The sequence below is a fragment of the uncultured Phycicoccus sp. genome, from assembly GCF_947495705.1.
GTDB lineage: Bacteria > Actinomycetota > Actinomycetes > Actinomycetales > Dermatophilaceae > Phycicoccus.
The window spans coordinates 17,328-43,450 of record NZ_CANLZR010000007.1; the positions used below are offsets into that span (position 1 = coordinate 17,328).

At 72.8% G+C, this 26,123-nt stretch carries 22 protein-coding genes and 1 tRNA gene; 6 read left to right on the forward strand and 17 right to left on the reverse strand.

What is annotated here, in order from left to right; genetic code table 11:
- Positions 1-21 precede the first annotated feature (21 nt).
- Positions 22-1,026: a ribose-phosphate diphosphokinase gene (locus Q0963_RS10985; protein ID WP_299445637.1), complete on the reverse strand. Its 1,005-nt coding sequence runs from the start codon at positions 1,024-1,026 to the stop codon at positions 22-24.
- Positions 1,023-2,495, reverse strand: a complete 1,473-nt coding sequence (gene glmU, locus Q0963_RS10990) for a bifunctional UDP-N-acetylglucosamine diphosphorylase/glucosamine-1-phosphate N-acetyltransferase GlmU (RefSeq protein WP_299445638.1) — start codon at positions 2,493-2,495, stop codon at positions 1,023-1,025. The genes Q0963_RS10985 and glmU overlap by 4 nt, the downstream gene beginning before the upstream one ends.
- Before the next feature lie 166 nt (positions 2,496-2,661).
- Here glmU and Q0963_RS10995 point away from each other — a divergent pair, with 166 nt between their 5' ends.
- Together Q0963_RS10995 and Q0963_RS11000 are read left to right on the forward strand one after the other, a co-directional pair.
- Positions 2,662-3,306 carry a universal stress protein gene (locus Q0963_RS10995; RefSeq protein ID WP_299445639.1) on the forward strand — a complete coding sequence of 215 codons (645 nt, stop codon included), beginning with the start codon at positions 2,662-2,664 and terminating at the stop codon, positions 3,304-3,306.
- 16 nt (positions 3,307-3,322) lie between these two features.
- The gene (locus tag Q0963_RS11000; protein ID WP_299445640.1) at positions 3,323-6,061 is read left to right on the forward strand and encodes an HAD-IC family P-type ATPase; all 2,739 of its coding nucleotides are present in this window, start codon (positions 3,323-3,325) and stop codon (positions 6,059-6,061) included.
- A gap of 231 nt (positions 6,062-6,292) precedes the next feature.
- On the opposite strand, the gene Q0963_RS11005 is transcribed toward Q0963_RS11000, so the two are convergent.
- Positions 6,293-6,371: transfer RNA gene (locus Q0963_RS11005), tRNA-Gln, on the reverse strand.
- A 166-nt stretch (positions 6,372-6,537) separates the two neighbouring features.
- Here Q0963_RS11005 and Q0963_RS11010 point away from each other — a divergent pair.
- Positions 6,538-7,146: a TetR/AcrR family transcriptional regulator gene (locus Q0963_RS11010; protein WP_299445988.1), complete on the forward strand. Its 609-nt coding sequence runs from the start codon at positions 6,538-6,540 to the stop codon at positions 7,144-7,146.
- 38 nt (positions 7,147-7,184) lie between these two features.
- On the opposite strand, the gene Q0963_RS11015 is transcribed toward Q0963_RS11010, so the two are convergent.
- A complete protein-coding gene (locus tag Q0963_RS11015) occupies positions 7,185-8,006 on the reverse strand; it encodes a methyltransferase domain-containing protein (RefSeq protein ID WP_299445641.1) in 822 nt (273 codons plus the stop codon).
- Between the two features lie 83 nt (positions 8,007-8,089).
- On the opposite strand from Q0963_RS11015, the gene Q0963_RS11020 reads away from it, so the two are divergent.
- Positions 8,090-8,590 carry a MarR family winged helix-turn-helix transcriptional regulator gene (locus Q0963_RS11020; RefSeq protein ID WP_299445642.1) on the forward strand — a complete coding sequence of 167 codons (501 nt, stop codon included), beginning with the start codon at positions 8,090-8,092 and terminating at the stop codon, positions 8,588-8,590.
- Positions 8,591-8,692: 102 nt separating this feature from the next.
- On the opposite strand, the gene Q0963_RS11025 is transcribed toward Q0963_RS11020, so the two are convergent.
- The 7 genes from Q0963_RS11025 to Q0963_RS11055 form a co-directional block, all read right to left on the reverse strand.
- Complete coding sequence (locus Q0963_RS11025; protein ID WP_299445643.1) at positions 8,693-10,522, reverse strand: ABC-F family ATP-binding cassette domain-containing protein; 1,830 nt, start codon at positions 10,520-10,522, stop codon at positions 8,693-8,695.
- On the reverse strand, positions 10,522-11,451 hold the full coding sequence (locus tag Q0963_RS11030) for a 4-(cytidine 5'-diphospho)-2-C-methyl-D-erythritol kinase (protein ID WP_299445644.1): 930 nt from the start codon (positions 11,449-11,451) through the stop codon (positions 10,522-10,524). The genes Q0963_RS11025 and Q0963_RS11030 overlap by 1 nt, the downstream gene beginning before the upstream one ends.
- Before the next feature lie 75 nt (positions 11,452-11,526).
- Positions 11,527-12,384, reverse strand: a complete 858-nt coding sequence (rsmA, locus tag Q0963_RS11035) for a 16S rRNA (adenine(1518)-N(6)/adenine(1519)-N(6))-dimethyltransferase RsmA (RefSeq protein ID WP_299445645.1) — start codon at positions 12,382-12,384, stop codon at positions 11,527-11,529.
- Positions 12,385-12,567: 183 nt separating this feature from the next.
- Positions 12,568-13,638 carry a resuscitation-promoting factor gene (locus Q0963_RS11040; RefSeq protein WP_299445646.1) on the reverse strand — a complete coding sequence of 357 codons (1,071 nt, stop codon included), beginning with the start codon at positions 13,636-13,638 and terminating at the stop codon, positions 12,568-12,570.
- Positions 13,639-14,151: 513 nt separating this feature from the next.
- On the reverse strand, positions 14,152-15,006 hold the full coding sequence (locus Q0963_RS11045; protein WP_299445647.1) for a TatD family hydrolase: 855 nt from the start codon (positions 15,004-15,006) through the stop codon (positions 14,152-14,154).
- 4 nt (positions 15,007-15,010) lie between these two features.
- On the reverse strand, positions 15,011-16,810 hold the full coding sequence (metG, locus tag Q0963_RS11050; protein WP_299445648.1) for a methionine--tRNA ligase: 1,800 nt from the start codon (positions 16,808-16,810) through the stop codon (positions 15,011-15,013).
- An 87-nt stretch (positions 16,811-16,897) separates the two neighbouring features.
- Positions 16,898-17,689, reverse strand: a complete 792-nt coding sequence (locus tag Q0963_RS11055; protein WP_299445649.1) for a GNAT family N-acetyltransferase — start codon at positions 17,687-17,689, stop codon at positions 16,898-16,900.
- Between the two features lie 164 nt (positions 17,690-17,853).
- Here Q0963_RS11055 and Q0963_RS11060 point away from each other — a divergent pair, with 164 nt between their 5' ends.
- Positions 17,854-18,456 (forward strand): DUF4126 domain-containing protein, encoded by a 603-nt coding sequence (locus tag Q0963_RS11060; protein ID WP_299445650.1) that lies wholly within the window; start codon positions 17,854-17,856, stop codon positions 18,454-18,456.
- A 31-nt stretch (positions 18,457-18,487) separates the two neighbouring features.
- On the opposite strand, the gene Q0963_RS11065 is transcribed toward Q0963_RS11060, so the two are convergent.
- Together Q0963_RS11065 and Q0963_RS11070 are read right to left on the reverse strand one after the other, a co-directional pair.
- Positions 18,488-19,219, reverse strand: a complete 732-nt coding sequence (locus tag Q0963_RS11065; RefSeq protein ID WP_299445651.1) for a hypothetical protein — start codon at positions 19,217-19,219, stop codon at positions 18,488-18,490.
- Positions 19,216-19,920 (reverse strand): hypothetical protein, encoded by a 705-nt coding sequence (locus tag Q0963_RS11070; protein ID WP_299445652.1) that lies wholly within the window; start codon positions 19,918-19,920, stop codon positions 19,216-19,218. Before Q0963_RS11070 ends, Q0963_RS11065 begins: the two co-directional genes overlap by 4 nt.
- Before the next feature lie 185 nt (positions 19,921-20,105).
- Between Q0963_RS11070 and Q0963_RS11075 the strand changes: the two genes are divergently transcribed.
- Positions 20,106-20,852: a CPBP family intramembrane glutamic endopeptidase gene (locus Q0963_RS11075; RefSeq protein ID WP_299445653.1), complete on the forward strand. Its 747-nt coding sequence runs from the start codon at positions 20,106-20,108 to the stop codon at positions 20,850-20,852.
- A gap of 94 nt (positions 20,853-20,946) precedes the next feature.
- Here Q0963_RS11075 and Q0963_RS11080 read toward each other — a convergent pair whose 3' ends face one another.
- From Q0963_RS11080 to Q0963_RS11095, 4 genes are all read right to left on the reverse strand, one after another.
- Entirely contained in the window at positions 20,947-21,684 is a 738-nt protein-coding gene (locus tag Q0963_RS11080; RefSeq protein WP_299445654.1) for a succinate dehydrogenase/fumarate reductase iron-sulfur subunit, read from the reverse strand.
- Positions 21,681-23,681, reverse strand: coding sequence for a fumarate reductase/succinate dehydrogenase flavoprotein subunit (locus tag Q0963_RS11085; RefSeq protein ID WP_299445655.1), 2,001 nt, complete (start codon positions 23,679-23,681; stop codon positions 21,681-21,683). The genes Q0963_RS11080 and Q0963_RS11085 overlap by 4 nt, the downstream gene beginning before the upstream one ends.
- Before the next feature lie 12 nt (positions 23,682-23,693).
- Complete coding sequence (locus tag Q0963_RS11090; protein WP_299445656.1) at positions 23,694-24,404, reverse strand: succinate dehydrogenase cytochrome b subunit; 711 nt, start codon at positions 24,402-24,404, stop codon at positions 23,694-23,696.
- 146 nt (positions 24,405-24,550) lie between these two features.
- A complete protein-coding gene (locus Q0963_RS11095; RefSeq protein ID WP_299445657.1) occupies positions 24,551-26,101 on the reverse strand; it encodes a M28 family metallopeptidase in 1,551 nt (516 codons plus the stop codon).
- Between the last annotated feature and the right edge of the window lie 22 nt (positions 26,102-26,123).

The following is a 26,123-nucleotide window of genomic DNA, read 5'->3' on the forward strand; positions in this document are numbered from 1 at the left end:
TGGCGTGACCTGTCGGTCGGTTCAGGCGCGGCCGGCGAAGAGGCTCGTCACCGAGCCGTCCTCGAAGACCTCCTTGACCGCGGCGCTGATGAGCGGCGCGATCGAGAGCACCGTGAAGCCGTCGAACTCGGTCTCCGGGGGGATCGGCAGGGTGTTCGTCACGATGACCTCGCGCGCGGCGCACGCCGTGAGCCGCTCGACCGCCGGCTCGGACAGGATCGCGTGGGTCGCCGCGATGACGACGTCCTTGGCCCCGTCGGCCATCAGCGCGTCCGCGGCCTTCGTGATGGTGCCCGCCGTGTCGATCATGTCGTCGACGAGGATGCAGACCCGGCCCGCGACCTCACCGACGACGCGGTTGGCGACCATCTCGTTCGGGCGGTTGATGTCGCGGGTCTTGTGGATGAACGCGAGCGGGACGCCGCCGAGCCGCTTCGACCACTGCTCGGCGACCTTGATCCGGCCGGCGTCCGGCGAGACGACCGCGAGGTCCTGGCCGCCGTAGCGCTGCGCGACGTACTCGCTGAGCACCGGGATGGCCATGAGGTGGTCGACCGGGCCGTCGAAGAACCCCTGGATCTGGTCGGTGTGCAGGTCGACGCAGATGAGCCGGTCGGCCCCCGCACTCTTGAACAGGTCCGCCATGAGGCGGGCGCTGATCGGCTCACGCCCCCGGTGCTTCTTGTCCTGGCGCGCGTACCCGTAGAACGGCATGACGACGGTGATCCGCTTGGCGCTGGCCCGCTTCAGCGCGTCCACCATGAGCAGGTGCTCCATGATGTTCTCGTTGATCGGGCTCGTGTGGCTCTGGATGACGAACGCGTCCGAGCCGCGCACCGACTCCTCGAACCGCACGTAGATCTCGCCGTTGGCGAAGTCGTAGGCGCTCGTCGGCACGAGCTCGGTGCCCAGCTGCTTGGCGACCTCCTGCGCGAGCCCGGGGTTGGCGCGCCCGGAGAAGACCATGAGCTGTTTCTTCGGCCGCTTCCGGATGTTGGCCGAGGGGGGTCGGGTGCTGTTGCTCACCGGTCGGTGTCCTTCGCGGGGGTCTCGTCGCTGCGGGTGGGTGCGGCCGCGGCGCGCTCCGCGGCCTCGGCGGTGCTCGTGCCGGCCCGGGCGCGCGCCACCCAGCCGTCGATGTTGCGCTGGCGGCCGCGCGCGACGGCGATCTGGCCGGGCTCGACGTCCTGGGTCAGGGTGCTGCCGGCCGCCACGTACGCCCCGTCAGCCACCGTGACCGGGCTGACGACGACGCTCTGGGACCCGACGAAGCTGTGCGCCCCGATCGTCGAGTGGTGCTTGGCGACACCGTCGTAGTTGGCGAAGATCGTGCCGGCCCCGATGTTGGCGCCCTCGCCGATGGTCACGTCCCCGGCGTAGGTGAGGTGGGGCACCTTGGCCCCGTCGCCGATCTCGGCGTTCTTGGTCTCGACGAACCCGCCGATCTTGCCGCTCGCGCCGAGCCGCGTGCCGGGCCGCAGGTACGAGTACGGGCCCACGGTGGCGCCGGGCCCCACGACCGCGAGGTTCGCGACGGCGCGCTGCACCTCGGCGCGGTCGCCGACCTCGGTGTCGGTGAGGGTGACCTCGGGCCCGATGACGGCCTCGTCGCCGATGCTCGTCGCCCCGAGCAGCTGGGTGCCGGGCAGCACCGTGGCGTCCCGCCCGATCGACACGTCGACGTCGATCCAGGTCGTCGCGGGGTCGACGATCGTCACGCCGGCGCGCATGTGCCGCTCGCACACCCGCCGGTTGAGCTCGGCGCCGAGGGTCGCCAGCTGGACCCGGTCGTTGACCCCCTCGGTCTGCCAGCGGTCCTCGACGACGTGGGCGGTGACGGCCCGGCCGGCCGCCCGGGCGATCTGCACGACGTCGGTGAGGTACTTCTCGCCCTGGGCGTTGTCGGTGCCCACCCGGGCCAGCGCCTCGCGCAGCAGGTCGGCGTCGAAGGCGTAGATGCCGGAGTTGATCTCGGTGAGCGCGCGCTCCTCGTCGGTGGCGTCCTTCTGCTCGACGATCCGCGCGACGTGCCCGTCGGGGTCCCGGACGACGCGCCCGTACCCGGTGGGGTCGTCCAGATGCGCCGTGATGACCGACACGGCGCTGCCCGACGCGGTGTGCGCCTCGGTGAGCGCGACGAGGGTGTCGCCGGTGAGGAGCGGCACGTCGCCGTAGGAGACGAGCACCGTCCCGGAGAGGCCGGGGGGCAGTGCGTCGAGACCGCACTCGACGGCGCGCCCGGTGCCCTTGACGTCGTCCTGATCGGCGATGACGAGCCCGGGGTCGAAGGCCGTGCAGAACTCGACGACCCGCTCGCGCTCGTGCCGGACCACGACCGAGACGTGCTCGGCCTGGGTGGCACGGGCGGCGCGGACGGCATGGCCGAGCAGCGTCGTCCCGCCGATGCGGTGCAGGACCTTGGGTGTCGAGGACTTCATCCGTGTCCCCTCGCCAGCGGCGAGGACGATGACGGCGGCCGGGCGGGGCGCGTTCACGCGTGGTGCTCCAGGGGGGTCGGTGCCACGGGACGGCGTCAGCCTACCGTCGCCGCGGGGGCCACCGGCCCGCGGCCACGACCGTCCTGGCGCGGGCGGGGCCACCGACCAGGTCCAGGGCCCTTGGGCCCTGTCCGAACCGGCCGTGCTGGGGGGACACTCGGGTATGGGCACCTGGGAGTACTTCGCCGTCGCCATCTGGATCGGGACCGGTCTCATCACCGGCCTGTGGATGGCGCGCCGCGGGCACGACTGGCGCTGGACGCCGATCGCCGTCGCGCTCGGGCCGCTGTTCGTCCCGATCGCGCTCGAGCGTGTCGAGCGCCGGCCACGCGTCGTCCGCGCCTCCGGTGACGAGCTCCCGCCGCGGCCCGTCGGGCCGGACGGCCCGCGCGTGCTCGTCGGGATCGACGGGTCCGCCGAGTCCGACGCGGCCGTGCAGACCGCGGTGACCCTGCTCCGGCCCGTCCACGCCCCGCTGGTCCTCGCCGAGGTCGTCTCGTACGACGAGGCGGACCCGCAGACCCCGGCGGCGGTCGAGGCGGCCGAGGCGAACCTGCGGGAGGCGGCGCTGACCCTCGGGGACCTGTCGGTGAACCTCGAGGTGCTCGCCGGGCCCCCCGGGGAGGCCCTGCGCCGGTACGCGACCGAGCACGACATGGACGTCATCGTCGTCGGCCGGCGCGGCCGCGGCCTGTCCGAACGCGTCCTCGGGGGCGTCTCGACCCACCTCCTGCGACACAGCGAGGTCCCGGTCCTGGTGGTCGAGCCCAGCACGTCGCCGACCGCGCCCGCTCCGTCGGCGGGATGACCACCCGGAGGGCCTCGTGACGACCTCCGCCCCGCCGTCCCCGGGCCACCCACCGCACGGCGTCCCGGCCCCCGAGGTGGTCGCCGCGCTGGCGACCGACCGGCTGCTCGGCCTGTCCACCGCAGACGCCGACGAGCGCCTCCTGCAGCACGGGCCCAACACCCTCCCCGAGGACCCGGGCACCGGGCTGCTGCTCCGGGCACTGCGCCAGTTCCACCACCCGCTCATCTACGTGCTGCTCGTCGCCGGCGGGGTCACGGCCGCCTTGGGCGAGTACGTGGACTCCGCCGTGATCTTCGCGGTCGTCCTCCTCAATGCGCTCATCGGCTTCATCCAGGAGCACAAGGCCGAGACGGCCCTGCAGTCGCTGCGCTCGATGGTGCTCCCCGAGGCCCGCGTGGTCCGGGACGGCCGGGCCCGGGTCATCGCCTCGGAGCGCCTGGTGCTGGGCGACCTCGTCCTCCTCGAGGCGGGTGAGCGGGCGCCTGCGGACCTCCGGGTGCTCGAGGGGTCGGAGCTGCGGGTGGACGAGTCGGCGCTCACCGGCGAGTCGCTCCCGGTCCACAAGGAGGACCTGACCCTGCCGGCGGACACGGTCCTCGCCGACCGGCGGAACATGGTCCATGCCGGCACGCTGGTCACGACCGGGACCGGCGCCGGGGCGGTCGTGGCCACCGGCGTGGGAACCGAGCTCGGGGCGATCCACCGCCTCGTCGAGGCCGCCGAGCTGCTGGCGACGCCGCTGACCCGCAAGCTGTCCCGCTTCACCCGCGATCTCACCGTCGTCATCCTCGGGCTGGCGGCGCTGACCTTCGCGGTGGGTCTGCTGCGAGGTCAGGAGACGGCCGAGATCTTCACCGCCGCGGTGGCCCTGGCGGTCGGGGCGATCCCCGAGGGCCTGCCTGCCGCGATCACCATCGTCCTCGCGATCGGTGTCACCCGGATGGCCCGGCGGCGGGCGGTGGTGCGACGCCTGCCGGCGGTCGAGACCCTCGGCAGCACGACGGTCATCTGCTCGGACAAGACGGGGACCCTCACCGAGAACCGGATGGCGGTGCGTTCCCTGTGGGTCCCCGGCACCGGGGACGTCGCGGTCCCCGGCTCGTCCACTCCCCCGTCCGAGCCCCCTCCCCTCGGCGCCGCGCTCCGCTGGTCGCTGCTGGCGGGCGCGGCGTGCAACGACGCCCGGCTGGACCGGCACGACGGCGAGTGGGCTGTGGTCGGCGACCCCACGGAGGCCGCGCTGCTCGTCGTGGCCGCCGAGGCCGGGCTGCCGCAGGACGAGGTCGCGACGGCCTACCCCCGCGTCGCGACGATCGCCTTCGACTCGGCCCGGCAGTTCATGGCCACCCTGCACCGCGCACCGGCGGACGGCACCGGCCACGTAGCGCTCGCCAAGGGCGCCGCCGAGCGGCTCGTGCAGATGTGCGGTGGCCAGCTGACGCCGGACGGCGAACGGGTCCCGCTGGACCACCGGAGCGTGGAGGACGCCCTGGACCGGCTCAGCGGCGCCGGCCTGCGGGTCCTCGCCACGGCGGTGGTCCCGGACGCGTCACCCGCGGAGTTCGCCGACGGGGAGCTCGACGGGCGCTGGGTCCTCACCGGCCTCCAGGGGATGCTCGACCCCCCGCGCCGAGCCGCCGTCGACGCCGTGCGCGCGTGCCGCACCGCGGGCATCTCGGTGAAGATGATCACCGGGGACCACGCGGCCACGGCGAGGGCGATCGCCACCCAGGTGGGGCTCCTCGAGGACCCGCCGGGGCCGGGCGACGTCCTCACCGGCACGGATCTGGCCGCGCTGACCGTCACCGAGTACCCGGATGCAATCAGCCGGGCGGTCGTGCTCGCCCGGGTGTCGCCGGAGCAGAAGCTGCGGCTCGTCGAGGCGCTCCAGGCCCGCGGGCACGTCGTCGCGATGACCGGGGACGGGGTCAACGACGCCCCGGCCCTGCGGCAGGCCGACATCGGCGTGGCGATGGGCCGCTCCGGGACGGAGGTTGCCAAGGACGCCGCCGACATCGTCCTCACCGACGACGACTTCGCGACCATCGAGGCCGCCGTCGAGGAGGGACGCGGCATCTTCGACAACCTCACGAAGTTCATCACCTGGACGCTGCCGACGAACATCGCCGAGGGGCTCGTCATCCTCGTCGCGATCCTTCTGGGGACCGTGCTGCCGATCCAGCCCACGCAGATCCTCTGGATCAACATGACGACCGCGGTGGCCCTGGGCCTGATGCTCGCCTTCGAGCCCAAGGAGGCCGGGGTGATGACCCGGCCGCCGCGCGACCCGGGCCAGGCCATCCTGACCCGCACGCTCCTCTCCCGGGTGCTCCTCCTCTCGGCGATGCTCGTCGGCGGCTCCTGGTGGCTCTTCGAGTGGGAGCTGGCCAACGGCGCGAGCCTGGCGGAGGCCCGCACCGCCGCGGTCAACGTCTTCGTCGCCGTCGAGGCGTTCTACCTGCTCAACTGCCGGTCGCTGACCCAGTCCGTCTGGCGGGTCGGGCTGTGGTCCAACCCCTGGGTCATCGTCGGGATCGGAGTCCAGCTCGTGGCGCAGCTGGCGCTGACGTACGCCCCTGTCATGCACCGGATCTTCGACACCGCGCCCCTGGACGCCGGGACCTGGCTGCGCATCGTCGCCTTCGCTGCGCTGGCGAGCAGCGTCGTCGCCGGCGAGAAGTGGCTGCGGCGACGGGGCGAGGAGCGCGCCCACCTCGCCGCGCACGATCGGTCCGATCGCCTGGGCGGCTAGGCCGCCGTCGAGGGGAGGCAACACGCCGACTACGAGCCGCTGGCATCAGCGTGTCGCCTCCTCTCGACCAGATGGGTCAGAGGGCGAGTGTCGGCTCCCCCGGGGTGCCCGCTTGCTCCGCTGCGCGTGCTCCCCGGGTAGGCGCCGCGGCTCCGCGGCACCTCCTCCGTCGGTGCCACCCGCCGCTCCCCGGATTCCTCCCCGGGGTGCCCGCTTGCTCCGCTGCGCGTGCTCCCCGGGTAGGAATCGAACCTACGTCGCTTGTCCTGATTCAAAGTCAGGCGGGCCCTGCCAGCAGACCAACCGGGGACCGCCGCCGAGGTGGCGGCTGCATCGAGGGTAGTCGAGGGGCCCGGCCGCCACGTGGGGGCACGTACCGGCCCCCTCGCCCGCACGGCTGATGCGGCGAAGCAGGGCACAATGACACGGTGAGCGATGATCCGGGGGCCAAGAAGCCGCGCAGTTCGCGATCCCGCATGACCGGCCGGGAGCGCCGGGAGCAGCTCATCGGCATCGGGCGCAAGCACTTCGCCGACAAGGGGTTCGAGGGCGCGACCATCGAGGAGATCGCGGCCTCGGCCGGGGTGTCCAAGCCCGTCGTCTACGAGCACTTCGGCGGCAAGGAGGGCCTCTACGCCGTCGTCGTCGACCGCGAGATCGAGGCCCTGCTCACGGGCGTGACCTCCGCCCTGGACTCCGGCGGCTCCTCGCGCCAGCTCATCGAGCGGGCGGCGCTGGCCCTGCTCGACTACGTCGAGGGGTCCACCGACGGCTTCCGGATCCTCGTGCGCGACAGCCCGGCCGGGCAGGCCACCGGGTCCTTCGCCAGCCTGATGAGCGACATCGCGAGCCAGGTCGAGCACATCCTCGCGGCGCAGTTCAAGCGGCACAAGCTCGACCCGAAGGCCGCCCCGATGTACGCCCAGATGCTCGTCGGGATGATCGCGCTCACCGGGCAGTGGTGGCTCGACTCGCGCAAGTTCAAGAAGCACGAGGTGGCGGCGCACGTCGTCAACCTGGCCTGGAACGGGCTCACCGGGCTCGAGGCCAAGCCGACCCTGACGCCGGACCCGCCCACCGAGTAGCCCCTCCGCGACGGAGGCCGCGCGACGCGTCCACGCCGTCAGGAGCGCGGCTCACCGGTCTTCTGCGCCACCGCGAACACCCGGCGGAACGGGAACAGCACCCCGGACGAGCCCCGCGGGTAGGCCTCGAGCAGGGCCGCCGCATAGGGCTCGAGGAATGCCGCGCGCTCCTCGTCCTCCTCGAGCAGGTCCAGGACCGGCCGCAGCGCCGTGGCGGTGACCCAGGTGAGCACGGGGTTCTCGTCCTGCGCGTCGGGGTCGAGCTGGTGCAGGTAGGTCGTCTCCCACGCGTCGACGGTGCACCCGAGCCGGTCGAGCAGCCGCAGGTACGTGGCCGGCTCCCCCACCGACGGCATGTCGAGGGCCGCGGTCAGCTCGCCGGCGCGGGGGTGCGCGGCCGCGGTCTCGCGCATCAGGGCGTGGCTCGGGGCGTCGAAGTTCCCCGGCACCTGAAGGGCGAACCACCCGCCGTCGGCGAGCGCGGCGACCCACGGGTCGACGAGGTCGAGGTGGCGTGGGACCCACTGCAGCGTCGAGTTCGTGACGATCACGTCGGGCGCCTGCCCGAGCGACGCGAGGTCCCACTCGTTGAGGTCGCCGAGCACCCACTCGACGCGCTCCTCGGTGTCGAGCCTGCGGGCGGCCTCGATCATCGACTCGGCGGAGTCGACGCCGACCACCCGCGCCTCGGGCCACCGCTGCGCGAGGAGCAGCGTCGACGGTCCGTGCCCGCACCCGATGTCGACGACGAGCCGGGGATCCTCGGCCCGGACCTGTGCGACGAGGTCGACGAACGGCCGCGACCGCTCGTCGGCGAAGCGCCCGTAGGCGCTCGGGTCCCAGCTGGGGCTGCCGCGCATGTGTCCTCCTCGACGAGGTCGCGACCCCCTGCGCCGCAGATGTCTCGACGTCAAGAAACTTGACGGGGAGTAGCATCGCCGGCATGGCCGCTGACGATGTCGACCGTATCGTCTCCGCGTGGCGACGCGAGAGGCCCGATCTCGACGTCTCGCCGCTCGAGGTCCTCTCCCGTGTCTCCCGCCTGGCCCGCCGCCTCGACCGGGCCCGCGGACGCGCCTTCGCCGGGACCGGCCTCGACGGCTGGGAGTTCGACGTCCTCTCGGCGCTGCGCCGGGCCGGGGCGCCCTACGAGCTGAGCCCGGGCGCCCTCGTCTCCGAGACCCTCGTGACGAGCGGGACGATGACGAACCGGGTCGACCGGCTCGCCGCCCGCCGGTTCGTCGAGCGCCACCCCGACCCGGGCGACCGGCGCGGGGTGCTCGTCCGCCTCACGACCGAGGGGATGGCCGCCGTCGACACCGCCCTCGCCGAGCTCATCGCGCACGAGCACGAGCTGCTCGCCGAGCTCGACCCGGACGAGCGGCAGGCGCTGGCCGCGCTGCTCCGCCGCCTGCTGCGCCCCTTCGAGACCGGCCCCGCCTGACTCGACTTTTCATGCTGGCGTCCGCGTGACACCCCGCCGAAACGGCGTGTTACGGGGACGCGAGCATTAAAAGTGGGGAAACAGCGGGGGGTGAGAGGCGGGTCAGCCGGCGACGTCGGCGGCCTCGAGCCACTCCAGCTCCAGGCTCTCGCGCTCGTCGACGACCTCGCGCAGCTCGCGGTTCAGCTCGAGCACCCGCTGATGGTCGGTCGCCGCGTCCGCCATCGCGCCGTGGATGCGTTCCTCGCGCTGGGCCAGCCGAGCCAGCTGCTTCTCGACGCGCGCCATCACCTTGCGGGCCTCGCGCACCTCGCCGGGCGACGGGCCCGCTCCGACCTGAGGGCCGGGTGACGGCGCCGGGGCCGTCGCCTCCCCGGGGACCTCTCGGACCCCACGGCCACCCTCGACGAGCTCACGCCGGCGCCGCAGGTACTCCTCGACCCCGCCGGGCAGCTCCCGCAGCTTCCCGTCGCCGAGCAGCGCCAGCTGGCGATCGCACACCCGCTCGAGCAGGTACCGGTCGTGCGAGACGACGACGAGGGTGCCGGCCCAGCCGTCGAGCAGGTCCTCCAGCGAGGTCAGGGTCTCGATGTCGAAGTCGTTCGTCGGCTCGTCGAGCAGCAGGACGTTCGGCTCGTCCATGAGCAGGCGGGTCAGCTGGAGCCGCCGGCGCTCACCGCCGGACAGGTCGCCCACCCGGGTCTGCTGCCGCGGCCCGGTGAAGCCGAGCCGCTGGGCGAGCTGGGACGCCGACAGCTCCTTGCCGCCGAGACGCACGACCGAGCGCACGTCCTCGACGGCCTCGATGACCCGGCGGCCCGCCCACGCGTCGAGCTCGCGGACCTCCTGGGTGAGGAACGCGATCCGGACCGTGACCCCGACCTTGCGGGTGCCGGCCGCGAGAGCCGCCTCCCCCGCCAGCGCCCGCAGCAGCGTCGACTTGCCGGCACCGTTGACGCCGACGAGCCCGATCCGGTCGCCCGGCCCGAGCCGCCAGGTGAAGCGGTCGAGGAGCACCCGGTCGCCGACCGCCAGGGTCGCGTCGAGCAGGTCGATGACGTCCTTGCCGAGCCGGGTCGACGCGAACCGCATGAGCTCGACGTCGTCGCGCGGGGGCGGCTCGTCGGCGATGAGGGCGTTCGCGGCGTCGATCCGGAACTTCGGCTTGCTCGTCCGCGCCGGCGGGCCCCGCCGCAGCCACGCGAGCTCCTTGCGGAGCAGGTTGTCGCGGCGCTCGGCCACGACCCCGGCCAGGCGCTCACGCTCGGCCTTGGCGAGGATGTACGCCGCGTAGCCGCCCTCGTACTGGTGCACCTCGCCGTTCGTGACCTCCCAGGTCCGGGTCGCGACGGCGTCGAGGAACCACCGGTCGTGGGTGATGACGACGAGCCCGGTGTCGGGGCGGGCGAACGAGCCCCCCAGGTGCTCGGCCAGCCACGCCACGCCCTCGACGTCCATGTGGTTCGTCGGCTCGTCGAGCAGCAGCAGGTCAGGGGCCGCCACGAGCAGGGCCGCCAGGGCCACCCGGCGGCGCTCGCCACCGGAGAGCCGCCCGACCGGGCCGTCGAGGCCGCCGACCACCGGCGCCTCGAGCCCGCCGAGCAGCCCGGTGAGCACGTCTCGGACGCGCGGGTCGGCGGCCCACTCGTGCTCGGCCATGCCGCCGAGCACCGACTCCCGCACGGTCGCCGACGGGACGAGGCTGTCCTCCTGGGTCAGCACGCCGATCCGCAGGCCACCGGTGCGCGCGACGCGTCCGTCGTCGACCTCGTGGCTGCCGGCGAGGACCCGCAGCAGCGTCGTCTTGCCGCCGCCGTTGCGGCCGACGACCCCGATGCGGTCGCCCCCCGCGACCCCGAGCGACACGGCGTCGAGCACCTGGGCGGTGCCGAGGGCGAGGGAGGCGCGCTCGACGGAGATGAGGCTGGCCACTAGTCGACCCGGTGGTGGATGACGTGCGCGCCGTGGACCGGGCCGTTGGCGCGGCGGACGTCGCGCACGACGCCGCTGGCGGTCAGCGCGACGGCGAGGTCGATGCCGGCCTCGTTGTCCTCGACGAGGAAGGCGATGGTGGGGCCGGAGCCCGAGACGATGCCGCCGAGCGCGCCGTACTCCATCCCCGCCGCCAGGGTCTCGCCGAGGTCGGGGCGCAGCGACACGGCCGCGGGCTGGAGGTCGTTGGTCAGCTGTGGGGCGAGCTCGTGCGGGTCGCCGGTTCGCAGGGCGGCCATGAGCGCCGGCGTGCACAGCGGCTCGGGGACGTCGGTGCCCTCGCGCAGCCGGTCGCACTCCGCGTAGACCTCGGGGGTCGACAGGCCGCCCTCGGCGAGCGCGAAGACCCAGTGGTAGGTCCCACGGGCGAGGACGGGGGCCAGCAGCTCGCCGCGTCCGCTGCCCATCGCCGTGCCCCCGGCGACGAGGAACGGGACGTCGCTGCCGAGCTCGGCGGCCACGTCCTCGATCTCCTCACGGTCGAGGCCGAGGTCCCAGAGATGGTCGAGCGCCACGAGGGTGGCGGCGGCGTCGGCGGACCCCCCGGCCATGCCGCCCGCCACCGGGATGCTCTTGCGGATGCTCACGTGGACCGGGTCGCCGGCGTACCGCTCGCCGAGGAGCCGGGCCGCCGCGAGCGCGAGATTGGTTCCGTCCGTGGGCACCCCGTCGGCCAGGGGGCCTGAGACGCTGACGCCCCACTCGTCCGCCGCGGCGACGGTGACGTCGTCGTGCAGGCTGACCGCCTGGTAGACGGTGGCGAGGGCGTGGAAGCCGTCGTCGCGGCGCGGCCCGACGAGCAGCTCGAGGTTGACCTTGGCCGGAACGCGCGCGGTCACGGGGCCGGGCACGACGGGGGCGGCGGTCATGGCTTCACCCTAGTCAGACGGCGGCGGGGTTCCGGACGTGTGGTGCGACGCGCCCGCAGAGGCGACGGGAGAGGCTCAGGCGCGAGCGGCGGCGATGCGGGCGAACGCGGTGACGTCCAGCTGCTCGCCACGCGTGCGCGGGTCCACCCCGGCTGCGACGAGGGCCTCCTCGGCCTCGGCGGGCGAGCCGGCCCAGGTCGCGAGGGCGGCACGCAGGGTCTTGCGACGCTGGGCGAACGCGGCGTCGATGACGCGGAACACCTGCTCGCGCGAGGCGGTCGTGACGGGGGGCTCGCGGCGGGTCAGGGCGACGAGTCCGGAGTCGACGTTCGGCACCGGCCAGAACACGCTGCGCGACACGCTCCCGGCCAGCCGGACGTCGGCGTACCACGCGGCCTTCACGCTGGGGACGCCGTAGGTGCGGGACCCCGGCGGCGCCGCGAGCCGTTCGGCGACCTCGAGCTGGACCATGACGAGCACCGAGGTGATCGTGGGGAACCGCTCGAGCATGCTGAGGACGACCGGGACCGACACGTTGTAGGGCAGGTTCGCCACGAGCGCGGTGGGAGCCGGGCCGGGGACCTCGGTGACGGCGAGGGCGTCGGCGTGGACCACCTCCAGGCGGTCGGCCAGCGTGGCCGCATGCGTCGCGACGGTGGCCGGGAGAGCGGCGGCGAGGGTGGGGTCGACCTCGAGAGCCACGACGCGACGGACCGCGGGCAGCAGAGCGAGGGTGAGGCTGCCCAGTCCCGGACCCACCTCGACGACGACGTCGTCCGGGCCGACACCGGAGACCCGGACGATGCGCCGGACGGTGTTGCCGTCGACGACGAAGTTCTGGCCCCACTGCTTCGTCGGCCGGATGCCGTGCCGGGTCGCGAGGGCGCGGACCTCGGAGGCCCCGAGCAGCGTGGGGTCGGCGGGGTCGGTCACGGCGTCACCCTAGCGAGCCGCTGTAGAGCCCCCGCACCGGCTGACATCTCGGGGTCACCCCGGAATGTCAGCGCAGCAGCGGCTCGCAACCGTTGCGGCGCTGACGAGGTCGGGCGTCACACCCGCCGACGCGGTCCGCCCGCCCCCACAGTGGGGACGGGCGGATCGACGCAAGGACCGGACTCAGGCCGCGTGGGCGCAGCCCCACGGCTGGAGGCCACGCTGGGCGTAGAGCCGGTTGGCGACGGTGATCTGCTCGGCGCGGCTCGCGAGGTCGGCCCGCGGGGCGAAGTCGTCGCCGCCGACGGAGAGCCAGGTGGCGGAGTTGAACTGGAGGCCGCCGTAATACCCGTTGCCGGTGTTGATGCTCCAGTTGCCGCTGGACTCGCACTGGGCGATGCGGTCCCACATCGCCTCGTTCGCCAGGTTGAGGCCGGCGCCCGAGGTGTTGCCGGCGGACGGAGCGGCCGGACGGGCCTTCGTGCCGACCTTGACGACGGCCGCGACGGGCTTGGACACGACCTCGGTCGAGACGACCTTGCTGCCCTTGGCCTTGCCGTCGACGTAACGGACCTCGCGCACGACGCGCTTGGTGCCGTTCTTGCCGGCGGTGACGGTGGTGGACTCACCCTCGAACATCGAGGAGTCCTTCTGCTCGCGCGTGGAGAACGCGATGCGCTCGGTGGAGGTGACCTTCTTGGTCTTGACGCGCTGGAGGACGATCTTCATCCCGTCCTCGACAGGGGTGTTCAGCCCGGGCTTGACCATGTCGACCGCGTTCCGGTTGACGCCCAGCTCACCGAAGACGCCGGCCACCGTGGGGGCCGCGGTCGTGACGGTGCGGCGCTTGCCGGCGACGACGACGGTGACGTCCTTGGGCGTCGTGACCGACAGGGCGAGCCCGCCCCGGCCCAGGGGCTGCGAACGGGAGGCCGTGAGCACGGCGCCCTCGGCGCGCACGCCGACGTCGCGCAGGGCGGCGTCGACCGTCGTGGCGGTCGTCCAGTACTCCTTGCGCTCGCCGTCGACGGTCACGACGAGCTTGCGCCCGTAGCGGACCGAGATCCGGTCACCGTCGGAGATCTGCGAGTCCAGGGAGGGGACGACGACGTCGTTCTCACCCACCGTGATGCCCTGCTTCTCGAGGGCATCCCGCACGGTCGAGCCGAAGACGTGGACGGTGGAGGGCGAGCCGTCGACGGTCAGGGCCACGGCCTTGTCGACATGGGCGACGCCGACCGACCCGAGAGCCACGGCGAGAGCCGCGGCAGCCTGGGCGGCATGACGGACGGTGCGGTTGAACAAAAGGTCTCCAGTGCTGGTTCGTCCCGGGCACCGACGTCGGACATCTGCCCCGAAGGGCCGCGGCCGCGAGTGCCGAGCATACGAGCGCGCCCACCGGCTGCACTGCCGGATCGGGCGCTCATACGAGAAGTCCGAGGCGTCACGGCCCCGGCCATCTGACCTCCACCGTGCAGGACGAACCGGGCAAAGGTCAAGTTTCGGTAACGGCGGTCTCGGCTCCCGGCCGCCCCAGAAGTCACATCAGCCCCACTGGCCCCAGGCTCCGCTCGGAATCGCCTGAGGAATGCGTCACGTCGCGCGGGTCGGATGTCTTCCGTGGGACGAATGTGTCCCCCGGCGTCCCGACATCGACCAATAGGTCACGCCAGGTACGGGGGGTGGCGTACCTGGCGTGACCTATCGGGCGATTCGGGGCCGGGCGGGGATCGTCGTCGTCACCCGGGGGGCGGCGGGGGCGGGCGGCTACCAGGGGCCGTAGAGGCGCTCGGCGTTCTCGCTCAGCGCGTCGCACAGCGTGGCGACGGCCACCCCGAGCACCGACGCCATCGCCCGGACCGTGTGCGGGACGAGCGCCGGGCTGTTGTTCGCGCCGCGCCACGGGTGCGGGGTCAGGTACGGCGCGTCGGTCTCGACGAGGAGCAGCTCGAGCGGGGTCACCGACAGCGCGTCGCGCAGACCCTTGGCGTTCTTGAAGGTCACGGTGCCGCTGAACGACAGGTGGTAGCCCCGGCGGGCGCACTCCCGCGCCATCTGCAGGTCGCCGGAGAAGCAGTGCATGACCGTCCGATCCGGGGCACCCTCGTCGGCCAGCACCCGCAGGACGTCGTCGTGGCTGTCCCGGTCGTGGATCTGCAGGGCCAGGCCGGTGCGCTTGGCGATGTCGATGTGCCGCCGGAAGGACTCCTCCTGGACGGCGTGCCCCTCGGGCCCGGTGCGGTAGTGGTCGAGCCCGGACTCACCCACGACCCGTACCCGCGGGTGCGACGCCAGCTGCTCGACGCGCGCGACGGCGTCGTCGAAGCGCCCTGCAGCGACGAGTCCCGGCACCTCGTTGGGATGGATGGCGACGCCGGCGAGCACCGACGGGTACGCCTCGGCCGCCGCGACGGCGAACTCGTTGCCCGCGGGGTCGCAGCCGATCTGGACGACCCGGTCGACGCCCACCGCCGCCGCAGCCTGCAGCGCCGGGCCGAGGTCGTCGACCGACACCTCGTCGCCGTCGCGGCTGATGTCGAGGTGGGTGTGGTTGTCGACGACCGCGATCGGCAGCGGGTCGGGCGTCTCGGGCTCACCCCGCCTGCTCGGCTGCGACGTCATCGGGTCAGGCCTGCGCCCGGGCGAGCTCGTCGTCGACGACCGACTCGTCGAGCTTGGTGAAGACCGGGGCCGGCTTGCTGATGGGCGTGCCGACGACGACGGCCCGCGACTCCCACCGCGGGGTGGCGGAGTACTCGCCCGTGATGACCGGGTACGACCGCCCCTCGTCCTCGGCGTCGAGGCCCTCGACGGTCTCGAGTCGCGGCATGGGCACGAACTCGCCCTCGCCCCCGAGCACCGCGTGGACACGGTTCGCCGCGTGCGGCAGGAACGGCGCGAGGATGGTGTTGAGGTCGGCCACGCACTGCACGAGCGTGTGCAGCACCGTGGCAAGACGCTGCCGCTCGTGCTCCCCCTTGAGTTTGAACGGCTCGGTGCGGGACACGTACGCGTTCACCTCGCCGACCACGCGCATCGCCTCGGCGATGGCGGCGCGCTGCCGATGACGCTCGAGCAGCCCTCCGACGGAACCGAACCCGGCGAGCACCGCCGCGCGCACCTCCTCGTCGACCGGCTCGAGGGGCCCGGGCGCGGGGACCTCGCCGAAGTTCTTCGCGACCATCGCCGCCGTGCGCGACACGAGGTTGCCCCAGCCGGCGACGAGCTCGGAGTTGTTGCGCTGCACGAACTCCCGCCAGGTGAAGTTGGAGTCCTGGCTCTCGGGGCCGGCGGCGCAGATGAAGTACCGGATGCCGTCGGGCCCGTACCGGTCGAGGACGTCACGGACGAGGATCGTGTATCCGCGCGACGTGGAGAACTGCCGGCCCTCCATCGTCAGGTACTCGCTCGAGACGACCTCGGTCGGCAGGTTGAGCTCGCCGTACCGGCCCGGCTCGCCGCCACGCTCGCCCCGGCCCGCGTACGCGAGCAGCTCGGCCGGCCAGATCTGGGAGTGGAAGGTGATGTTGTCTTTGCCCATGAAGTAGTACGACAGCGCCTCCGGGTCGTTCCACCACTCCCGCCAGCGGTCGGGCTCCCCGAGCCGCCGCGCCCACTCGACCGAGGCCGACAGGTACCCGATGACGGCGTCGAACCACACGTACAGCCGCTTCGTGGGCTGCTCACGCCACCCGTCGATCGGCACCGGGATGCCCCAGTCGAGATCGCGGGTCATCGCCCGCGGGCGGATCTCGTCGAGGATGTTGAGGCTGAACTTGATGACGTTGGGACGCCACGTGCCCGAGTCGGCGCGCTCCTCGAGCCAGGCCCGCAGCGGCCCCGCGAGCGCCGGCAGGTCGAGGAAGAAGTGCTGGGTCTCGACGAAGTCCGGTGTCTCGCCGTTGATCTTGCTCCGCGGGTCGACGAGGTCGGTGGGCTCGAGCTGGTTGCCGCAGCTGTCGCACTGGTCGCCACGGGCCTCGCCGTAGCCGCAGATCGGGCAGGTGCCCTCGATGAAGCGGTCGGGCAGGGTGCGGCCGGTGGACGGCGAGATCGCCCCGCGGGTGGTCTGCTCGACGAGGTAGCCGTTCTCCCAGACGTGGTGGAACAGCTCCTGCGCGACGGCGTAGTGGTTGGCCGTCGTCGTGCGGGTGTAGAGGTCGTAGGAGCACCCGAGGTCGGTGAGCTCGCCGGCGATGACCGCGTGGTTGCGGTCGACGAACTCACGGGCGGTGACGCCCTCCTTGTCGGCCTGCACGAGGATCGGGGTGCCGTGCTCGTCGGAGCCGCTGACCATGAGGACGTCGTGCCCGGCCATCCGCATGTACCGGCTGAAGACGTCGGAGGGCACGCCGAACCCGGCGACGTGGCCGAGGTGGCGCGGACCGTTGGCGTACGGCCAGGCGACGGCGGAGAGGACCTTCATGCCCCGAATCCTAGGTGGCGGCCGGGACCGCCCGCGCCGCCCGGGTCGGGCCGGGGCCGACGCGCGGCCGGCCGACGCGACCTGCGCTCACCGGGTCCACTCGTACGGCGTCGTCGTCGTGACCTGCACGAGCCCGGACCGCTCGAGGATGGGCCGTGAGAGCTCGGTGGAGTCGCTGTGCAGGAGGGTCTTGCCCAGCCGGAGCGCCGAGCGGGCCCGGACGGCGGTCAGCGCCCGGTAGATGCCGCGCCCCCGCCACGCCGGCAGGGTCGCCCCGCCCCACACCCCGGCGACGTCGGTGCCGGGCACCGGCTCCAGGCGGCCCGCGCTGACCATCGCCCCGTCCGCCTCGGCCACCCACAGCTCCACGCCGTCCTCGCCGGAGAGCCGCGACACCAGGTCGTCGGCCCGTCGGGTCGAGACCGGGTCCCCGAACGCCTCGTCGGTCATCGCGCTGACCGCGCGGACGTCGGCCTCGTCGGTGACCCGGCGCAGCGTCACCCCGGCCGGCAGAGGGACCTCGCCGGCCAGCTCCTCGGCCGGTCCCATCATCACCGACTCCGGGTCACCCGGGACGAAACCGTGGTCGAGGAGCGCCTCGTGCAGCCCGGGGGCGATGTCGTGGCCGCGGGTCTTCCACTCGACGTCGACGACCGACGGGTCGGCCGCGAAGTGCCGGAGGGCGGCCGCTACCCACTGCCGGATCGTCGCGGCGTCGGCGCCGTCGAGGTCGCGGTACGACACGAAGCCGCGCCCGCCCGGGAACGTCGCCATCCAGATCGGTCCGAGGCGCGTCACCGTCAGCGCACCGAGGGTCTCGGCGGCGGTGCGCAGCTGGTCGTCGTAGGCGCGCAGCAGCGCAGCGGGGTCGATGTCCACGGCGATATCGTGGCCGCTCGCCGCCGCGGGGGCCACCCGGTTTCCGGCGCAGCACGCGGGCGCAGCCCAGACCCAAGGGAACCTTCAGGGCTACCCTGACGTCGGAACGTCGTCACGTTCCGGGCGCACCGCGAGGTGTGGTCGCCCCAGGTCAGGAGGTCGCTGTGCTGGCTGCCCTCACCGGGATGGGCCTGTCCGCCGCTGCGGGCCTCAACGCCTACATCCCTTTCCTCGCCGTGGCGATCCTCGCGCGGTTCACCGACGTGGTCACCCTGCCCGCCGGCTACGAGTGGATCGAGAGCGGCTGGGCCATCGGCATCGGGGCCGTCCTGCTCCTCACCGAGGTCGTCCTCGACAAGATCCCGGCCGTCGACACCATCAACGACACGATCCAGACCTTCATCCGGCCGAGCATGGGCGGGCTGGTCTTCGCGGCGACGTCGGCCGCCGCGGACATCGACAGCTCCACGTGGATGGCCGAGCGCCCCTGGGTGTCGGTCGTCCTCGGCGTCGTGCTGGCCGGGCTCGTGCACACCGGGAAGATGGCCGCCCGGCCGGTCGTCAACGGGGCGACGGTGGGCGTCGGGGGCCCGGTCGTCTCCACCGTCGAGGACGGCGCCTCGATCGGGCTGTCGCTCGTCGCGCTCCTCGCGCCGCTGTTCGTCATCGTCGCCCTCGGCCTGCTCGCCTGGCTCCTCGTCTGGATGTGGCTCCGGGTCCGAACATGGCGGCGGTCCCGGCGCGACGGGGCCTACGCCCAGGGTTGACCGCCGGGCCCCGACGGACCTGACTCAGCGCCTACTCCTGGCGGATGTCGGCCGCGGCCGGCGCGCTGAACGTCTCGGCCCGCCCCCACCCGCCGAAGGTGAGGTCGAGCGGGTCGGCCCCTGGGACGACGATCCGCAGCAGCTCGGCGCTGCCGTCGGCCGCCACCCAGAGGCGCGGGCCGTCGTCCTCCCCGATGACCCAGGCCGCGACCCCGGCGACCTCGTCGTCGGCCACCGGGGTGCCCGACGCCTCCAGGGCGGCGACCTGCGGGCGCGCGAAGGCCTCACTGAGCAGTCCGCGCAGCGTGTACGGCGCGAGGTCCGCGGCCTCGGCGGGCGTGATGGGCACGTAGGCCCCGACCAGCGCCTCGGCCTTGGCGGCGCTCCCCGTGCGCTCGGTCCAGAACCTCTCGTCACCCGAGAGCCAGGACGCGATGCCGACGGTGAGCACCTCCGCCGTCCGTCCGTCGGGGCCGGTCACGCGGACCCGCTGGTCCCCGCCGCCGGCCGAGCCCTCGAGGTCGAGCTCGACGGCCCGTGCACCGGCCCCCACCAGCCCCTGGACGCGGCCCGAGGCGGCGGCGAGGGCGAAGGTCCGGGTGTCGCGCAACAGCTCGGCGCTGCTCGGGGTCGGGGTCGGCGACTCGGTGGTGGCCCGGGTCGACAGGGTCGGCGGGGACGGGAACTCGACCGGCCCGCTGCACGCCGCGGTGGCCAGGGCCGCAGCGCCGAGGAGGCAGCCGAGCCAGGAGCGTCGCGTCATCCCTTCAGAACCTTCGAGGACGACGGCGCCTTGAACGTCGCCGCGTCGTCCCATGCGTCGAAGGTGAGCTCGGCGGGGTCCTCCTCGGTGGACCGCACGACCTTGAGCAGGCGGTGCGTCCCGGGCTCGACCCAGACCTCGGTGTCGGCCCACGACAGGACCCAGTAGTCCCTGTCGTTCGCGTGCCGCACGCTGACCGATGACCCGAAGGTCTCGACGACGGACAGCGTCTCGCGGGCGAAGGTGTCGGCCAGCAGCCCACCGAGGGTCAGGTCCGAGAAGGCGGTGGCCCGCGCCTCGGGGACCCGCACCTGCGTGCCCACCAGCCGGTCCGCCGTCGACGGCTCGGTCGCGGCGGCCCAGAAGTCCCAGTCGCCCGAGACGTAGTGCTTGCCCTTGACGGTGAGCATCGTCAAGGTGCCCCCGGCGTCCCGCGACACCTTGGCCCGCTGGTTCGACCCGTCGGCGCGTCCCTCGAGGTCGAAGGTCGTCGACTCCTCGCCGTCGGTGACGAAGCCCGTCACGTGCCCTGACTCCGCGGCGAGCGCGGTGGCCCGGACCGTGGTGTACAGGTCCCTGACGCTCGGCAGGTCACTGCCGTCGGCGGCCTGGGACGCACCCCCGAACAGCGCGCCGCACCCGGTGAGGGACAGCGCGGCCGCGACCGCGAGGGCGGCCACCGCCGCACGCGTCGTCCGCATGCGGAGCCTGGTGTCGGACATGGGCGTGGGTCACCCCTCTCGCGGGACGATCGGTTCGGCGGAGCCCGGCACACAGTAGTGCGGCCCATGGCGCCGGGAGGGGCGATTGGCGGGGACCCGCGGCATACAGGGGCCGTTCGGCCCCCTCCCAGCGCCCACTCGGTCGCCGCGCCTACTGTGGCCCCATGCGGCGTCGGCACCTCACCGAGACCTGGCTCGTGCTCGGGGTCTCGCTCGGCTCGTCCGCGGTGTACGCGCTGCTCCGGATCACCGACCGGCTGACCCGGGGCGAGCCGCTCGCGCAGCAGACGTCGGCGATGAACTCCTCGGTCACCCCGGACCGGCCCTGGCTCGACGTCACCTACCAGCTCGTCGGGATCGGGCTGGCCCTCGTCCCCGTGGTGCTGGCGATCCACCTGCTGCGGCGCGACGACCCCGACGAGCCGCACACGATGGGCTTCGACCTGCGCCGGCCGGCGGGCGACCTGTGGCGCGGGGCCGCCCTGGCCGCGGCCGTCGGCATCCCGGGGCTCGCGTTCTACCTCCTCGCGAAGGCCGCCGGGATCAACACGACGGTGGCCGCGGCCAACCTCGTCGGTGCCGCCTGGTTCACCGTCCCCATCCTCGTCCTCGCGGCCGCGCAGAACGCGGTGCTCGAGGAGGCGGTCATGGTGGGCTACCTGTTCCGGCGGTGGGGGGAGGCCGGGTGGGGCACCTGGCGGGTCATCGTCACGTCGGCGGTCATCCGCGGCACCTACCACCTGTACCAGGGCTTCGGCGGGTTCGTCGGCAACCTCGTCATGGGCCTGCTCTTCGGGTGGCTCTACACCCGCACGAAGCGGGTCATGCCGCTCGTCGTCGCGCACACCATCCTCGACGTCGTCGCGTTCGTCGGGTATGCGCTGCTCGAGCCGCACGTCTCCTGGCTCTGAACGGGGCGGACGCACCCGAACGGTCGGTGGCGCACCCCGAGGTTCGGGATGCGCCACCGACGGTTCCCGCAGGCCGCGGGAGGGACGAGACGGGTCAGCCGCGCAGGGCGCCGCGCAGGTCCTTGTTGAGCGTCGAGATGACGTCCTGCGGGATGCCCTTGGGGCAGGCCTGCGAGCACGCGCCGACGTTGGTGCAGCCGCCGAAGCCCTCGTGGTCGTGCTGGTCGACCATCGAGACGACCCGGGCGTCCCGCTCGGGCTGGCCCTGCGGCAGCTCGGAGAGGTGGGTGACCTTCGCGCCCATGAAGAGCATCGCCGAGGCGTTCGGGCAGGCCGCGACACACGCCCCGCAGCCGATGCACTCGGCGGCCATGAACGCCCGGTCGGCGTTCTCCTTCGGCACCGGGGTGGAGTGCGCGTCGGGCGCCGAGCCGGTGTTGACCGAGATGTAGCCGCCGGCCTGGATGATCCGGTCGAACGCGCCGCGGTCGACGACGAGGTCCTTGATGACGGGGAAGGCGTTGGCCCGCCACGGCTCGACCGTGATGACGTCGCCGTCGCTGAAGCTGCGCATGTGCAGCTGGCAGGTCGTCGTCCGCTCGGGGCCGTGGGCGTCGCCGGAGATCATCAGGCCACAGCTGCCGCAGATGCCCTCGCGGCAGTCGCTGTCGAAGGCGAGCGGCTCCTCGCCCTTGGCGTTGAGCTCCTCGTTGAGGACGTCGAGCATCTCGAGGAAGCTCATGTCCTCGCTGATGTCCTTGACCTTGTACGTGACGAGCTCGCCCGGATGGCGAGGTCCGGCCTGTCGCCAGATCTTCAGGGTGAGGTTCACTTGTAGCTCCGCTGCTTGAGTTCGATGGCTTCGTAGACGAGGTCCTCCTTGTGGAGCACCGGACGGCCCGTCTCGCCGAGACCCTCACCACCGCCGAACTCCCAGGCGGCGACGTAGAGGAACTCGTCGTCGTGGCGCAGCGCCTCGCCGTCCTCGGTCTGGGACTCGGCCCGGAAGTGGCCGCCGCACGACTCGCGCCGGTGCAGGGCGTCGATGCACATGAGCTCGCCGAGCTCGAGGAAGTCGGCCACCCGGCCGGCCTTCTCGAGGCTCTGGTTGAGGGTGTCGGCGGCCCCGAGCACCCGCACGTTGCGCCAGAACTCCTCGCGCAGACCGCGGATCAGGTCGATGGCCTTGAGGAGCCCCTCCTCGCTGCGCTCCATGCCGCAGTACTCCCACATGATGGCGCCGAGCTCCTTGTGGAAGGAGTCGACGCTGCGCTCGCCGTTGATCGCGAGCAGCCGGGCGGTGCGCTCCTCGACGGAGGTCTGCGCCTCGACGACGGCCGGGTGGTCGGGCGCGAGCGGCTCGAACGGGCCCTTGGCGAGGTAGTCGCGGATCGTGTTGGGCAGGACGAAGTACCCGTCGGCCAGGCCCTGCATGAGCGCCGACGCCCCGAGCCGGTTGGCCCCGTGGTCGGAGAAGTTGGCCTCACCGGTGACGAACAGCCCGGGGATCGTCGACTGCAGGTCGTAGTCGACCCACAGCCCGCCCATGACGTAGTGCACGGCGGGGTAGATGCGCATCGGGGTCTCGTACGGGTTCTCGCCGGTGATCCGCGCGTACATGTCGAAGAGGTTGCCGTACTTGGACTCGACCGCCGCCTTGCCCAGGCGCGCGATGGCGTCGGCGAAGTCGAGGTAGACCCCGCGCCGGAAGTCGCCGACCATCGGTCCGACCCCGCGGCCCTCGTCGCAGACGTTCTTGGCCTGGCGCGACGCGATGTCGCGGGGGACGAGGTTGCCGAACGAGGGGTAGATCCGCTCCAGGTAGTAGTCGCGGTCCTCCTCGGGGATGTCGCGGGGGTCCTTGTCGCAGTCCTCGCGGTTCTTCGGCACCCAGATGCGCCCGTCGTTGCGCAGCGACTCCGACATCAGGGTCAGCTTGCTCTGGTGCTCGCCGGCCACCGGGATGCACGTGGGGTGGATCTGGGTGTAGCAGGGGTTGGCCATGTAGGCGCCCTTGCGGTGGGCGCGCCAGGACGCGGTGACGTTGGACCCCATGGCGTTCGTCGAGAGGTAGAAGACGTTGCCGTAGCCGCCGGAGGCGAGGACGACGGCGTCCGCCGCGTGGGTCTCGATCTCGCCGGTGACGAGGTCGCGGGCGACGATGCCGCGGGCCCGGCCGTCGGCGACGACGAGCTCGAGCATCTCGTGGCGGGTGTACTGCTGCACCGTGCCGGCCGCGACCTGGCGCTCGAGCGCCTGGTAGGCGCCGATGAGCAGCTGCTGCCCGGTCTGGCCGCGTGCGTAGAAGGTGCGCGAGACCTGGACGCCGCCGAACGAGCGGTTGTCGAGGAGGCCGCCGTACTCGCGTGCGAAGGGGACGCCCTGTGCGACGCACTGGTCGATGATGTTGGCGCTGACCTCGGCGAGGCGGTAGACGTTGCTCTCGCGCGACCGGTAGTCGCCGCCCTTGACGGTGTCGTAGAAGAGGCGGAAGACGGAGTCGCCGTCCTCCTTGTAGTTCTTCGCCGCGTTGATCCCGCCCTGGGCGGCGATCGAGTGCGCCCGCCGCGGGGAGTCCTGGAAGCAGAAGACCTTGACGTTGTACCCGGCCTCGCCCAGCGTGGCGGCCGCCGAGCCGCCGGCCAGGCCGGTGCCGACGATGATGACGTCGAGCTTGCGGCGGTTGGCGGGGTTGACCAGGGCCGCCTCGAACTTGCGGGTGGTCCACATGTCCTGGACCGGGCCGGCGGGGGCCTTGGTGTCGGCGACCGGGTCGCCGTCGGTGTAGAGGCCGTGGGTGATGCCGGCGTTCACGGTGGTGTCTGTCATCGGTTCAGTGCCTCACTTGATCAGGCCGAAGAGGATCGCGAAGGGCGGGACGAGGAAGCCGCCGACGATGACGACCGCGACGGCGTGGCCGAGCAGCTTGGCCCGGCGGTACGCCTGCGCGCTCCCGGTGAGGCCGAGGGTCTGGGAGGCGCTGAACACCCCGTGCGAGAGGTGGAAGGCGAGAGCGACCATCGCCAGGACGTAGATGAGTGTGTTCCACGGCACCTGGAAGCTCGCCACGACGAGCTCGTAGGGGTTCTGCTGGACGTCCGGGCCCTGCTTGTCCGCGTTGACCGAGAACTTCACGATCGTGAACTGCAGCAGGTGCCAGACGACGAAGAGCAGGAGGAACGTCCCGCCCCAGCGCATCCAGGCCGTGCGAGCAGCGGTCTTGACCGCCGCGTACTTGGTCCGGCGTGCGCTGCCGGCCCGCGCCCACAGCGAGTACGCCGCGTACGCGTGCCCCACGAGGCTCAGCAGCAGGACGACCCTGACGATCCAGAGCAGCCCGGCGTACGGGAGGAACGGCTCACCGACGGTGCGCAGGTTCTCGGCGTAGTCGTTGAACGCCTCCTCCCCCGCGAGCGCCTTGAGGTTGCCGAACATGTGCAGCAGGAGGTAGCCGACGAACACGAGACCGGTCCCCGCCATGAGGATCTTGAGACCGATCGTGGTCCGTCGGGCCGTCGCAGGGCGCGAGGAAGTCGTTGTGGCCACGGACATGCACCCTAGTCCCCGCCCCCGACGCGGACGAGGGGTGTCGAAGCCCGAAGGGGTGTGAGATGCGCCCGGTTACCGGCGCGTAGGACGACGAGGCCGGCCCGCCCCCGGGGTGGGGGACGGGCCGGCCGGTACCGGTCAGCCGCGGGTCAGCGGTCGACGGCCTCGTCGTGCTCGTCGTGCAGGCCGCCCTGGCTGCCGCCGACGGCGGCCGGGGACGTGCTGGGCTTGGCCGGAGGGAAGTTGCCCTTGCCGGCGACGCCGTTGACGTCGGAGGTGTTCATCCCGTACTGGAGCACCGCGAACGCGATCGCGTCGGAGTTGACGTCCAGCGCGGTGTCGTTGTTGTTCGCGTAGGTGTCGCACGCCAGGTGGTAGCAGGGGTCGTACTGCTGCCCGGCGGTGCCACCCCAGAGGGCGGCCTCCTCGGCGGTCTTGATGCCCTCGGCGCCGGTGAACAGGCCGCCCGAGGGGACCCCCGCCGCGATGAACGGGCCGTAGTCGGAGCGCCCGCTGAAGTCGGTGCCCTTGAAGGGCACGCCACGCTGGCTGTAGAAGGCCTCGAAGGTCTTCTCGATCCGCGCCGACCCTTCCGGCCCGGCACCCGCGCCGACCTCGTCGGAGTCGTCACCGTCGTAGACGAAGAAGACGTGGTTCGGGGAGCCGACCATGTCGAAGTTGAGGTAGAGCGCGATCTCGTCGACCTCGGCCTCGTTCAGGCCCTGGACGTACCGGGTCGAGCCGACGAGGCCGGACTCCTCGGCGCCCCACCAGGCGAACCGCACCGTGTTCGTCGGCTTGACCTTGGCCAGCTGGACGGCGACCTCGAGGATCGCGGCGCTGCCGGAGCCGTTGTCGTTGATGCCCGGACCCGCGTTGACCGAGTCGAGGTGCGCCCCGGCCATGACGACGTTGTCGTCGTTCGTGCCCGGGAGCTCGGCGAGGACGTTGTACGACGTCGCCGCACCGCGGAAGGTGTCGGTCTTGACGCGCAGGACGAGCCCGGAGGTCCCGGCCAGCTGCTGACCGAGGGCCTGGGTGACCGACACGACCGGGAGGTCGAGCGTGAACGTCTCGCTGAGGGTGCCGTTGAGGGTCCCGGGCACGTTGTTGTAGATGACGACCGCCGAGGCGCCCGCCGCGGCGGCGTTCGACGCCTTGAGCGCGAAGGCGCACGCCCCACGGCTGATGAGCGCGACGTGGCCGGCCGGGAAGCCGGCGAAGTCGGCCGCCTCGCAGCCGGGGGTGGGGTCGGCGGGCGGCGCCGGGAGCGGGGTGACGGCGGCCGTCACGTCGCCACTGCCCGAGTAGGTCATCGTCGACACGGTGAGCGGCCCGGCCGGGGCGGGCGCCACCTGCTCGAGCACGGTCGCGGAGCGCGTGATGAACGTGTTGAACGTGAACGGCTCGACGGTGGGGCTGTAGCCCGCCTTCTTCAGGGTGTCCACGACGTAGTCGACGGAGGCGTCGTACCCGGCGCTCCCCGAGACCCGGGTCCCGTTGTTCTCGTCGGCGATCGTCTGGAGGGCCGCCTGGTGGGCGCGCACTCCCTCGAGGGTGACGCACTCGGCGAGCTTGGCGTGGGTGTTGTTGGTCCGCGTCGAGCAGGCGGCGGGGCCTGCCAGTGCGGACGGACTCATGGCGACCGTCAGGGCGCCGACTGCGACGGCGGCGGCGACGCGCAGAGGGGTTCGGGACATCGAGTGCTCCAGAAGGGTTGGG